The organism is Flagellimonas yonaguniensis, from assembly GCF_029193885.1.
GTDB lineage: Bacteria > Bacteroidota > Bacteroidia > Flavobacteriales > Flavobacteriaceae > Flagellimonas > Flagellimonas yonaguniensis.
Window position 1 is genome coordinate 57888 of the sequence record NZ_JARFVB010000014.1, and the last position, 13029, is coordinate 70916.

At 46.1% G+C, this 13029-nt stretch carries 12 protein-coding genes; 3 read left to right on the plus strand and 9 right to left on the minus strand.

The window, feature by feature from the left end:
- Positions 1 to 121: 121 nt before the first annotated feature.
- From PY092_RS16415 to PY092_RS16425, 3 genes are all read left to right on the plus strand, one after another.
- A complete protein-coding gene (locus tag PY092_RS16415) occupies positions 122 to 955 on the plus strand; it encodes a universal stress protein (RefSeq protein ID WP_275616897.1) in 834 nt (277 codons plus the stop codon).
- A 196-nt stretch (positions 956 to 1151) separates the two neighbouring features.
- Positions 1152 to 1358 (plus strand): hypothetical protein, encoded by a 207-nt coding sequence (locus tag PY092_RS16420; protein WP_275616898.1) that lies wholly within the window; start codon positions 1152 to 1154, stop codon positions 1356 to 1358.
- Between the two features lie 91 nt (positions 1359 to 1449).
- Positions 1450 to 1926, plus strand: coding sequence for a hypothetical protein (locus PY092_RS16425; protein ID WP_275616899.1), 477 nt, complete (start codon positions 1450 to 1452; stop codon positions 1924 to 1926).
- 31 nt (positions 1927 to 1957) lie between these two features.
- On the opposite strand, the gene PY092_RS16430 is transcribed toward PY092_RS16425, so the two are convergent.
- The 9 genes from PY092_RS16430 to PY092_RS16470 form a co-directional block, all read right to left on the minus strand.
- Positions 1958 to 5314: a TraQ conjugal transfer family protein gene (locus PY092_RS16430; RefSeq protein ID WP_275616900.1), complete on the minus strand. Its 3357-nt coding sequence runs from the start codon at positions 5312 to 5314 to the stop codon at positions 1958 to 1960.
- A gap of 15 nt (positions 5315 to 5329) precedes the next feature.
- Complete coding sequence (locus PY092_RS16435) at positions 5330 to 5875, minus strand: conjugal transfer protein TraO (protein ID WP_275616901.1); 546 nt, start codon at positions 5873 to 5875, stop codon at positions 5330 to 5332.
- Positions 5876 to 5877: 2 nt separating this feature from the next.
- Positions 5878 to 6870 carry a DUF4138 domain-containing protein gene (locus PY092_RS16440; protein WP_275616902.1) on the minus strand — a complete coding sequence of 331 codons (993 nt, stop codon included), beginning with the start codon at positions 6868 to 6870 and terminating at the stop codon, positions 5878 to 5880.
- Between the two features lie 10 nt (positions 6871 to 6880).
- Positions 6881 to 7894, minus strand: a complete 1014-nt coding sequence (gene traM / locus PY092_RS16445; RefSeq protein WP_275616903.1) for a conjugative transposon protein TraM — start codon at positions 7892 to 7894, stop codon at positions 6881 to 6883.
- A gap of 62 nt (positions 7895 to 7956) precedes the next feature.
- Positions 7957 to 8586: a hypothetical protein gene (locus PY092_RS16450; RefSeq protein WP_275616904.1), complete on the minus strand. Its 630-nt coding sequence runs from the start codon at positions 8584 to 8586 to the stop codon at positions 7957 to 7959.
- A 5-nt stretch (positions 8587 to 8591) separates the two neighbouring features.
- Positions 8592 to 9524, minus strand: a complete 933-nt coding sequence (locus PY092_RS16455) for a TraJ family protein (protein ID WP_275616905.1) — start codon at positions 9522 to 9524, stop codon at positions 8592 to 8594.
- Entirely contained in the window at positions 9521 to 10153 is a 633-nt protein-coding gene (locus PY092_RS16460) for a coiled-coil domain-containing protein (RefSeq protein ID WP_275616906.1), read from the minus strand. The genes PY092_RS16455 and PY092_RS16460 overlap by 4 nt, the downstream gene beginning before the upstream one ends.
- A complete protein-coding gene (locus PY092_RS16465) occupies positions 10150 to 12711 on the minus strand; it encodes a TraG family conjugative transposon ATPase (protein WP_275616907.1) in 2562 nt (853 codons plus the stop codon). The genes PY092_RS16460 and PY092_RS16465 overlap by 4 nt, the downstream gene beginning before the upstream one ends.
- Entirely contained in the window at positions 12699 to 13019 is a 321-nt protein-coding gene (locus tag PY092_RS16470; protein ID WP_275616908.1) for a DUF4133 domain-containing protein, read from the minus strand. Before PY092_RS16470 ends, PY092_RS16465 begins: the two co-directional genes overlap by 13 nt.
- Positions 13020 to 13029: the final 10 nt, after the last annotated feature.

Below are 13029 nucleotides of genomic sequence, written 5' to 3' on the forward strand. Positions count from 1 at the left end.
AGGGTGATACAAAATTTATGTCAATTTATTGGTCTGTCAAACAGTGAAAATTTGGTCAATCTATGATTAAGGTTGTATTTATGGCGATTAAGGTTAAAATTTAAAAAAACATTTTGATAACATGAACTCGAAAATTTTAGTTCCCTACGACTTTTCCCAAGAAGCCAAGTATTCTTTGAAATTAGGAAAAGAGGTTGCAGCTCGATTGGGGTATAAACTTAAAGTATTGCATTGCCTTGACTTTCCGGAGTACCCTTATCTTGGGTCCGACAGGATAAAACCCCTGGAAAAAACTTTGATTGATGAAGGAGCCAGTGCCTTGATTGATGATATCACCAAAATGTTTGGATCTATGGAAGGCTTGGAGGTCGATATTGTTAGTGGATCAGCATCCTCCAACATTCTTAATACAACTTTCGATAAGGAGGTCAGCTATACCTTTATGGGTTATAAGAATCGACAAATACCGAATCACATCGGGTCTACCACCAGAGATATCCTAAGGTTTGCGAAAGGCTCTGTGATGAGTTTAAAAAAGGAAGTATCTCTGGAATCCATCAAGCATATCTTGATAGTCACGGATTTTTTTAATACGGCAGTAAAGGCGATTGAGAACTTGAAACTTATCCAGAGAATAACAAAAGCCAAACTGACCTTTGTTTATGTAAATACCCGCGAAAGTTGGCTTACGACCAAGGAAACGAAAAGAAGCATGAAGGATTTTACTGAAATCCATGGTTTGCATGAAGCGAATTTGGAAATCGTTAATGATGATACGATAGTATCCGGGGTGCTCAACGGATTATTGACCAGTTCCTATGATTTGATTGCCTTAAAGCTCAATGGATTGTCCGATGCAAAGAAAGTCAATGACCTCCACCTTATGGGAGAAGTGCTGCTTGAGAGCACGGATATCCCAATATTGACCTATGTCCACGAGAACAATTATAGATAGGAAATTTGTAGGCGTATCACTACCAAGTCTGCCGATATGAATAATGAACTTTAAGAAATAATCAAAAACTTTGACATGAATGGGGAGGTCCGTGTTATTATAGCCACATGAGTTTTTGGCTATGGGGATTGGTAATTCCCCGTGTGGTAGGAATCAGGTCCTAGTCGACGTCATATTCATTGAAAGCTGGGATTTTATGGAAAGGCTCTGGAGGAATGTAAAGTATGAGAAAATCTATTTGAACCCTCCAAGGGACGGTATGGACCTTTATCTAATATTGCGTAGTACTTTGATTATTACAACCATGAGAGAAAACATCAGTCCATTGGCTATGAAAGACCCATTGATCTATTTAAAAGAGCATCTTGATAATTATATTAGTTTTGTAGAAAACCTGTCCTAAAGATCGGGGTATCTACAATAAACAATATCTTTATTTTACCAATTTTCAATATGGCTTTTATAAATTTACTCACTTATGTAAATTAAGTACCATGCAAAAACACTTTCTGACAATAATAATCGTATTGGTGCTGTTTTCTTGTAGTAAGAATCGTAGCATTTCCATCGATGAAAGGAACGAAGCACTTTTTGGTCAATGGGAATATGAGGCCATTGATTCTGATACTGCCGTTGACATCAATGGTGACGGCACTGTGAATATTGACCTGTACAACACAAACGAAATCCGCCAGTGCCTAAAGGATAACCTGACCTTTTTTACGGAAGGACCAATCGGAGAGAAAAACGAGTTTAGGCTTAATGAAAATGGTCTTTCTTGTGGTGAAGTTGACCCATATAGTACAGTGGAATCAGACAAATATGAGTTGATCAACAATGAAATTCTACGCTTCGAGAACAGGAATGATTTTCGAATCATAGAGTTTAGCAAAAACCGACTTGTATTGGAACAAGATGATTTTTTGGATGATCAGAATGTCGTTATCACATATACTTACAAGCGGGGTTGATTTAAATAAGTGGGCAACCCTTTTATCAATTTTACACCCTTACTACTGAACCAGAAGTCCAATCGCTCCATTGTCCATCACTGTCCCTGACCCGTATCTCATAGGGTTGATCTAAGTATTTCAACCTACTTTCACGGGATTCGGTCTCCATCTCAAAATACCTGTCGACACCACTTCCCTTGGCTTCGCTGTAGTTTAACAATTTGGTATCCCAACGATTGCCCTGTCTGTTAAAAATGCGGACCTCGACCTGTTCCAAGCTTGCTCCATTATAGGCCTCCGAACAGTTAATGCTAAAGCAGGTATATATCCTGACCTGGTAATCGCATCCGTTCAGGCCACCGCAATTGATGTTGTGCTTTTCACCCTTGGCGGCAACGGTCGGCAATTTCAACATCTCAATCGATTCGCTCTCGGTCTGTGACTGGCCGGTGGAATTCAGCACCAAGAAATTGATTACGAAACTTTGATCTATTTCGGGAAAGAACTGCATGGGCGCACTTCCATAATCCAGAGGAACAATCTCTCCCTCATTATAGGTAATGCCCTTATAGCGTATGGTTCCCGCACTGGCCCCGGTAAAGGTGAACACCAATGTGTAGTCAACACTCTGGTCATGGCCCGACGTTGCATTGGTTATGGCAGTAATATCGAAAGGATCATTGATGTACTTATCCTGGGCCGATTGGCTGATGTTGAGTGTGAACGGTTCCTGGTATATCTCATAATTTACGTTGACGTTGGCAGTCTTCTCCACATCGGAAGAGGAACGCACCGTAAAGGTCAGATTATGGTTCCCCTCACTGTTCCCCATATATTTTCCGGAAAAAGAACCTACCGGTACCGTAAAACTTTCACCAGCTGAATAAGTGTTGCCATTATACCGGAAAGATCCATTGTTGCCACTGACGGAAAAATACATTTCATAGCTGTCCCCGCCAATGCCTATTTCGGAAATATTGAAATTCATATCGATTTCCTCCCCGGTGTATGCCTGCTGGGCGGTTCCGGAAGCAGTGAAATTATAGTCCTTGGCCGAAACGGCCACGGCGATGTTCACCGATTTTTCGAGCCCTGTGTCGTTCTTCGCATAAAAGGTCATGCTTACCGTACCATCGTCAGTGCCCTCAAAGCTCCAGTTGAAGTTTCCCTTTGGCACTTCATAAAGGTTCCCCGGACTCACCACATTGCCGTTACTGTCCTTTATGATGGCATTTCCGTTCATACTGAAACGCAGGGTATAGTCGGAGGATCCCATGCTCTCGGAAATATTAAAGTTCAGGGAAGTGGTTTCCTCCATGGTAATATCGGAACTCTGTATGCCTCCCGTAAAGGTGAAATCGACCTGATCAAAGGTGATGGTCGCATTGGCTGTACGGGTAACGTCGGACCCTGATTTGACACTCAGGACAATATTGTGCTGACCAGGCTCCAGGCCTGTATAGGTAATATTGTTCGATCCAGCACCCAACGGGAAATTCTCCCCTGGTCCATAGGAAACCCCATTGACCAACATGGACCCGTTCTGGCTTGATGAATAAAAGGCGGTATAAGTGTCGTTCGCACCATTCGGAACTTCATCGATGTTCACGATGATGCCCACTGGATTATTGGAAAATTCGGTGGCCTTCGAAGGTGTCATGGTCAATCCAAAATCATTGTTGCCCACCACTATCGTGACCTGTTCCTCCAATATTTGTTCGTTACTGTCGCGTAACAAAAATGAGATTTCATAGGTTCCGGCCTGCTGTCCTATAAAATCATAGGCGAAACTTCCCGGGGCAACGGTGAAATATTGACTGGGCGTTATCGGGGAATTCCCGTTATAGAGTTGGCCATCCCCACCCGTAATGAAATAGTTGAGTTCATAGGAAACCCCATCATAATCGCCTTTTTCGATAAGGCTCAGGGATATGGCCCCACGTTGGCCCACCAATACCTCACTGTTGTTGGCCGAGGCACTGAAATCAAGTTCCAATTGTTTTGCATCCAGATCTATTTCGACCGGCCCGACCTCTTGCCCAAAATTGTCGGTCACAAGAAAACTGATCTGATGGCCCCCAAGGCTTTCCGGGGTATAGAAAAGGGAAAAGTTTCCAAGGTCGACAGGGTAGTCCGTATTGTTCTGGATATTGTTCCCGCCCGTCCCCGTAACCTTGCCATTGCCCTCGGTTATGTTGTAGGAAAGGAAATAATCGATATTGGAGGTATTTCCGCTGGATCTGATGTTGAAATTGAGCTGGGTCCTTTGGTTGACAAATACCTGGTTGCTCTCCGCATTGCCACTAAAAGTGAACGGAATATTGGCCACCTCGATCTCCACGCTATCCCTTTTCATCTGGCCGTTGCTGTCGCGAACATCAAAGTAGATCTTCCGTTGGCCGAGCACATTGTCCTTAAAGGTAAAATTGTAATTGCCCGGGAATATGGATCTAAAGGCCCCGGCGTCCATTACGCCCCCGTTTTGGTCCCTAACGGTCCCGCCACCCTCACTGCCCGGGGAAAAGGAATGTCCGATATCGTAGGTGACATCACTTTCCCCATCCTGTGTCTGGAGGTCGATATTGATGGCGATGTTGGTGTCGAGTTCCACTTGGGTGGAAGCGGCCGTGGCCCGAAAGGTAAAGTTAAGGTTTCCCACATCGAGGACAAGTTCCCTTGTGATGGTAGCGCCATCGGGGGCCTTCGCCACCATGGTCAACCTGTGTTCGCCCAAGGTCTCAGGAAGGTATTTGAGGTCGCTGACCCCTTTGGGGAGCGCAAAGACATCCCTAGGATCATAGGCGGTATCACCAAAATAGACCTTACCGGTCCCGTTTTCCAATTGGTAGGAAACCTCAAATTCCTGATTGCCGTTGTTTGCGGGATCTTCGGTGTCCTTGTCCCTTAACAGGGTCACACTTACGGGATTTTTGCTGTTGATGATAAATTGATCGGTCCCTTTGCCCAATAAAAAGCTAAAGCTTGCATATGTGGTATTATAAATCAAATCGAGTTCCTTTTCGATCTTGTTGGAGTCCCAGGCAAGGATCTTGACCTTATGTGCGCCGGTATCGATTGGCATATAACGGAATGACACATCAAAATCCCCGATGGGGATGGTATCGTTCTGGTATATGGTGTCATTCCCTATGGACAGGTAGTATCCCTTGCCGTTCTCGATACGGTACTTCATATAATAGGAGGTCGTGGAGACCATTTTTTCCGGTTCCAGGGAAAAATCCGTCTTGACCGCCTCAAAGACAAAGCCATCATTATTGTGGTCTTCCGTAAGGGTAAAATCAAAGGAATCCTGGACGATGCCGTCAAAATCCTTACTGCATGCCAGAACAAACAAAAAGCTCAACAGAATTAGGGAAACAAGGCGTAGTGGAGTAATTTTTTTCATAGTGTCCGGTTATGTTCAGAATAAAAAGTAGCGCAGGCCGATCCCCACATAGGGATAAAAATTGCCGACATCAGAATTGATATGGTAATACTCATTGGCCTTTATCAATAGGGAAAGGTCGTTCCCGAGGATCATCTCCCATTCGACACCCGCATATATTCCATAGATGAACCTGCTCTTGCCATCTATCACGGCCCCGGTATCCAGGGTGTTGTTCCCGTTGTTGATCACTTCATATCCAATGACCCCGCCCCCGCCTATGTTCAGCGCATATCTCCTGAAGTTGGGTTGTTCCCATACCTTGAAGAAACAGCCAGGCTGCACCGTGAAAATATTATAGGGGATATCATAATCCCCCTTGTCCTCCGCAATGGCGGCAAATATGCTCAACTGGGCATAGGTACTCCTGTCCAGATGATAATTGTACGTTGCCATGATCCCGAAACCGTCCTCAGCATATCCACCGCTGAGACCCACGGAAGAGGCATAGTTTCCGCCCCGCTGCGCGGAAAGGGATATGGCCATAAACAAGAACGAAAAAAGCACCAATGATCTACCCATAATCAAAATCGTTTAGGATTGTTTATAATGTCCCTGCCAATGGACATGGACAGGTTACGGTTTCCTCCCTCTTCATCGAGTTCCACCAAAAGTTCCTTTTTATTGTCCAAGGAGAATTTCTTGAGTACGATGACAAAGTGGTTCTCGGTTCCCCCCTTTACGATCTTGGGGACCTTGTACTCGAACAGAAGACCGTTATTTTTATCAATCGGGATTTTCTGTTCGGAAGCGTTCCTGTACGAACTTTTGATGAAGAATTTGATAAAGTTGATATCGAGGTCGACCCCCTCCTTATTTTCCAGCCTGAATTGGATATAGAGTTCGTCGTTGTTATAGTAAACCCCTTTGAGCCACAGGAAGACATCGCCTTTCCGTGCAAAATAACGGGGAATCAAAGCCTTATCGAACTGCATGTAATAACTCCTCAACCGATAGTACTCGATGGGGTAATGGGCATAAAGATCCGGTGTGGTCAATTCCAACACCGAGTCCTTCGGTATTTTCTCGATCTCTTGCATGGTCAACGAACGGGATTCCTCCGATTTTAGGGGAGAACCTATACTGGAATTAGGTTCTGGAACTTGAATGGACTTTGGTCCCTTATAGGAAATGGCCCTATCATCAATATTGGTCACCGCCATTTCGGGCCCAATGGTCCAGGTCAATTTTTTGGGGCGGGCATCCAGTTTCAGGATAAAATCAAAGAGGTTCCCGGATCTGGTGATGACCGTCAGGTTGGTATAGTTTTCCTTTTCGGTGGCCAGATCATCATAGTATACTTTTAGGATACGAGGGTTGAACCGGCTCCCGATTTCCTTAGGGAAGCCCACTGCAAATCCGATATCGCTCCCAATGATGCTTTCGGCGATATCCTCCGGAAAGATCAAAATGGTCTTGAACTTTCTGGAAACCTCGATGGTGTCACGGATTGCCTGTGCGGAAAGGCCATGGTTCATCAATAAAAAGAAAAGAAACAATAGTAGTTTTTTATCCATAGAGTGCCATTTATGTTTTCAGAAATACCTTGTACCCGTTGATCAATAATATTTCGTCGCGATCCTTCCTTTTTTTATTGGAGAAGAACTTGCCGAATGCCCGTATCGCATTTTCCGTCATGGGAAGGTCGATCCCGTTGGAGAGTTCCCTTGAGATGTCCCCCATGGCACCCTCCTCGACATCGGCGTAGAACTCTGTGAGCAGTTTCCCCGCCCTTTCATTGTAGATACCGAGACCGCCGTCTTCTTGGTCATACGCCTTAAGCGTTATCGGAAAGTTCCCAATGTTGGAAATGTCCATCAACAATCTGGACCCTTGGATGTTCACGGTGGCATAGACAAAGGTATTCTTGGGGAAAATCCGATCGGCAACCCTGAGTTCTTCCCGTAAGATCAGGGTCACCCTACTGCCGGGAACGACGAATTGGTCCCTATATACAGTGGCCTTCGCCCTTATATCGGCCAATAGGGCACTATGTTGTGAAACGCTTTCGTTCGGGGCCGAGAAATCCTGGCTTCCCGATCTGCGTTCCTCCCTTGCGCGCTGTAACATTTTTCGATATTCGATGCGCTTTTCGGTTTCTGAAAGCCCATTTGTACCGGAAACATCAGTATTGTTAGGAACGGTGCTACTCAATGTTTCGGTTTCAGGCTTGGAGATGGCCTTGCCATCGACCAACGAGAAATTTTCAAGATCTTCCAGGATCTTTTCAAGGGAATCGTTCTCTTTCTCCCTGTCCACTAGGTTTGCAGGCCCATCTTTTTTTCGGGAACTGTCCAATAATGAATCCTTGATAGACTCCTTATAGTAGGTGTTGGGATCTTTTATTTCCATCCCACTTGACCTATCTGGAAGGGAATCATTATAGCCATCGGTCGTTCCTTCCTCTTGGATGGCACCCTTCAATCCATTGAAACTGGTGGACAAAAAATATATAAGAAGCAGGATGGCAATGGGAAGGGCGAGGGCGAACCCTTTATGGTTCCTGATCCAATCGTTCAATTTATGGGTGTTCAATGCCATAGTAAAATTTCTTTACCCGATAATCGAAATCTGAACGTACCGGGTTATGTTGTCAACAAATATCATTTGCGTAGGTCCTTGTTGTCCAATACATCGAAACGGACAATCTTAAGGCCGTTCAGATTATTGGGGGTAGATTTGGTCTCCATCAAATAGCCGGTCGTGACCAGGTTCCGATATTCGGTCTTGCCGTCCCTTTCAATTTTTTGTTTTCCGATGAACCTGAACCTGAACGGATAGGACGAATAGTCAATGATGATACTGTCCTTCTCCAGTTCTATCGAATAGCCACTTTTGGCGATATCCTCGTAATAGTCCTGGTCCACCAAACGGTTATAGAGCCGCATGCCCGAACGATCGACCATATAAAGTGCCTTTCCCTCGATATTCCTTTTTATGAACCCCAGGTCCGGCTCCAGGCCAAAGAAAAGTTCATGAAAAATCCCCACATGTCCCTCGCACAGTATATCGATGGCCCTTTTGTAGTCCTTGATCCGAACAGTGGCCAATTTCTGGCCGCTGTCCAAAAGGTAAAAGTTGTTCTTTGCACTTTCATTGACCCTATGGATAACATAGGTACAGCACAAAAAACTAAAGAGCATGAAAGTTAAAGATAGGACAACCAAGCGGTTGGATCTTTTCTCTGCCCTTGTAATATCGTTGAAAACCCTATAACCTTCGTTGAATTCCATATTTCTTATTGGATCAAAGTTCTTACACCTTTTGTAGTCCCACCCGTTTTTATATCAATGGCCGTTTGTGCAGCCTTTTTGGCGTAGTGCTTTGTCTTTTCCTTCAATTGCCCGGCATTCACGTTCATCCCCTGTACTATAAAATTGGAAAGAGTGGGGGCCTTGAGGTAGACGAACAGGTTCATCAGCATCAGAAGGGCACTGGTCAGGACCAGCCCCAGATTGGCCTCGGTACGCAACAATAGGGAGTCAATGAGCTTTTCCATGATCTTGAGCATAAAATTGTCGATCAGGTGCAACATGGGGATCCAAAGGCAGACGGACATGAATTTCTGCAACCAGGCCTTCCACATTCCCGATAGGGCAGGGATGAACGACAGCCCGATATTGAGCGGGCCGAAAACGATGAGTACGAACAGATAGATCACGGACATGGCTTTGATCCCGATGAAGACCACGGTGGAAACAATGGAGGCGAAGGTGGTGATCCCGGAGGTCATACCGCTCAAGATCAGGGATTCCAATGCCGACCAGTCCATATCGAACAGGCTCCATGAGGAACCGATGTCCTCCATGGCCCTTGTCTGGGCGAGATATATCTTCAACTGTAGGATGTCCCATGAGACATCGTTGCCTTTCAACGAGTTTCCGATACCCTCATAGAATTGGAATATCGACCGTGCGAAAACCTTGTACTTTAACAAGATGAACGCCAATGGGACCCATTTGAGATAGGCGAAAAAATCGGCCCGGGTCTGCTCGTTCATGAACACCTTCAATGCGATGATGCCTATCCCGATATAGGCGAATTCCTGTCCAATGTCCATGATGGGATCCACCGCGTCAAAGGCGTCCAGGATATATTGGTCAAAGAGTTCGTTCACCTCTTCCCGGATGCCCGCATCGGTCATATTTTGTGTCAGGGCCAGTAAGGTCATCGGTTCAGGTCTATCAATGTTCTTCGTATTTCCCTGCTGGCGTCGAGCTGTTTCATTTGCTTGTTGTGTGCGATCAGACCGCCCAATACCCCGTTCAACTTAACGGTGATGTCGTTGATCTTCTTGAGACGTTCCTCGGGGGGCATGAGGGATCTTGTGTTCAGGATGGTCCTGCTCTGCTGGAACAGGTCCTTTGTTCGCAACAGGGCATCAGTGGCAAAGGCCAGGAATTCCTTGGTCTGCTTCGTCTCCAAGTTTTTAAGGTTCTCGATGGTTTCCTGAGATGTCCTATAGGCTTCCAAGATCTTATCCTTCAATTCAGTGATGTTGGAGAGTTCCGTGGATTGCAACACATAGTCCGGGGCGGTCTTCATGGCATCGAGTTCCTCTTTTAGGATTTCCCTTGACCTAGTGGTCTGATCATTGTTTTTCTCCATCAGGTCGATCAACCGGTCCAATTTCCGGTTGGTGGTGGCCAACCGGTTTCCCAATGATCGGAGCTGTATATGGATTTGGGCCAATTGGTTGTTGGTGATCCCGAGGGAGCCGTTGGTCGCTGCATCGGTGACGGGAATCTGGCCCAGGGCGACCAAGGGGACCAAATTGAATAGGTAGATGAGTTTTTTCATTTTTCCTGTGTTTTATGGGAAGGACCTATGGAATAATCCTTGGCCGTCAGTTCCCAATTGTTATGGTTCTTTTTATGCAGTTCATTGATCTTGTGGGATTCCATCGGGTTGGTCTCATAAATGCATTTTTCTACCAATGAGGTTTCCACTCCGTAGACCTTCACCCTGTCCTTCCAACAAAAGGCCACTTCCCGATATTTCCGATCGAGCGGCAGATCTCTGTTCAGGGAAAGGATGGATTGCCTCTGTTTATCACTGAGACCCATCATTTCCTGGATGTTCTCGAAGGCATTCTCAAAATCCCCCATGTCCAGGAAGACCTTGATATGGGAATTGACCACAATGGCATTCTTGATGACCTCGGAGGCAATAAAGTCATCCACCTTTTGGGAAATGAATATGGGCTGGCCACCATATTTTCTGGCCATTCTGGACTGGCTGTTGAAGTAATCCTCGAACTCCTTTCTGGAAAGGGCCTTCCATGCCTCATCGACCACCATCATCTTGTTGATGGCCAGTTTGTCCCCATCGAGGAGTTTTTTGTCAAAAATTTCCATGACCATGAGGGCGGTAATGGGGAACAACAGTTCATTGTCGATGAGTTTCCCCAGTTTGAAATAGACCAATCTTTCCTCGCTCAATCGGGCGATCCTTTCATCCTCATGGTTCAACAACATATCCCTTGGCCCGCCCTTATAGTATTTCTCCAAAAGGAACAGAAAGACATCGGGGTCGAACACCTCCTTGGAAATCCTTTTTGTGCCGACAAGTACCTTAAGATGGACTTGACAGTATTCATAAAAGGTATCGAACCGGAAATCGGTGTTCCCGGTCTCCCACATATGGGAATAATATCCTGGCAACAGGTTTTCAAGAACGGTATTCTTGACTTCGTTGGACATTGTATCCCGGGAAACGCCACGGTCGTCCCCCGTAATCAATTTCATGAGGGTGACCAGATTGATGACCTTGGCCTCGGTCAATACCCTGGATCCATTGTCCTTTTCAATGGTGTCATATGCGTCCAACTTGAAGGGGTTGAAGGTAAAGGGCCGCTTGTCGTCATGTTCTATGATGGTCCCACCAAAGACCATTGTGATCCGTTCATAGGAATTACCGTCCTCCATGATGATGGCCTCCGCACCTTGGCGGAGTTCCGAGGAGATGTAATGGTTGGCCACATAGGACTTGCCGCCACCGGAGCCCGAGGCGATCAACATGCCCCTATTAAATATCCAATGATTTCTCTCGGGTTCCCGGTAGACACTTACGGACAAGGGCCGTCCACTGATCCGGTCGATCAGCCGTAGACCATCGATCCCTTGCGAACCGTCACGATATCCGCCCTCAAAGTATACCAATGAGGCGGCCATGTCGCTGGACATGGGCATGTACATATCCGAAGGGAGGCCCACGGCATTCCCAGGGACCCCTGCGAAGAACAGGTTCTTTCTGTCAATGCTGTTTTCCTTGGCATTAATCTTCAGCTTTTTGAAGCCGTCCGCCACGGCGCTGCACATTTTTCCATGGCTCCCATCCGTGTTGTTGAACCCCAAGACGTTCAAATGGTAAAAGACGATCTCCTTATGGTTCTCCAAGATGTCGGTATTGAACTCCCGGATCTGATCGGCATAGATTCCGTTACTGTCATCTTTCTTTCCATTGCCGAACTGGTCGAAGCGCTTGGCCTTTTTCCTCAACCCCTTAAGGGCCCTTTCCTGCTCCGGAATATAGATGTACTGGTTGATGATGTGTTCATGGGGTATCTTGAACCCGATGGAAAATAGATTGCCGACAGGGAACCGGTTGTGCCGCGTCGTGAATTTTCCGTAGAGTTCATAGGGCCCCAAATATTCCTTGGTGAACTGGTCCAGGTTCTCCACGGTAAAGAACCGGGCCTGTTTCTCCCCGATCCTGATGGAATTGTTGGAAAAGTCGATATCGGGCAGGTTTTTATTGGATGCGGAGAGGCTAAAATATTTGGCATAGAGCCCATCATCGGTAAAAAGGCTATCATATTCCATTATCTCCGACCGGACAAGGCCCGATCCGTTCAACAGGTTCGAGACACTTTCCACCTTTGCCTCAAAATCCAACAGGAGATCCCGGTCAAGGAATTCTTTGGGAATTGTCCTGTCCAAAAAGAAATCCCTCTTTTTCGAAAGAAAGGAATTGACCCTGGTGGGGCCATATTTGAAGTACTCCGTCGGTACCAAACTGATAAATAGGTAATGCTCGGCCCTTAGAAAAGGACGCTCCTCAAAATACCGTTCATTGCCGATCTCCATAAAATCACCGTTCAACCGTTGCGGGATGGGGTCGTACCGTTCCTCAAAGAAATGGTCCTGTCGGTGCAGGATCATGTTGGGGCCCAATATGTCGATGATATTGAAGAAGAGGACGTTCAAGGTGTTGTAATCCCTTTGGTCCAAAGTGAACACCTCTGGGAGCTCCAATCTCAAGGGAATGGTCAAACAGCCCTTTTCTTTGGAAATGAGGGATTTCCTTTCATACCCATAAATGGGGAACACATCCATCATATCGGCTATCCTTTCCATAGGGGCATATTTTTGTACGGTCGGGAGATCTTGATCTTGTCCGGCCTGGAGGCATCGGCCATCTTTTTGATGAACCCCCTGGCCCCGTAGGCCCTGGAATGGAACAAGAGGATGGCGAACATGGACAATAGAGCACAAGTGGTCACCACAAGGGCCATGAACGTGGGGACGACCATCGATAAAATGAACCCTAGGGAGAGTATGCCAAGGCCTATATAGATGCAATGATTGATGTACCTGGCCTTGAGGCCGAGGAACAGGACTTCCTTCTGGAGTCCTTTCCGTATAAGGATAAACTTGTCTTCCATGAGGGCCTTT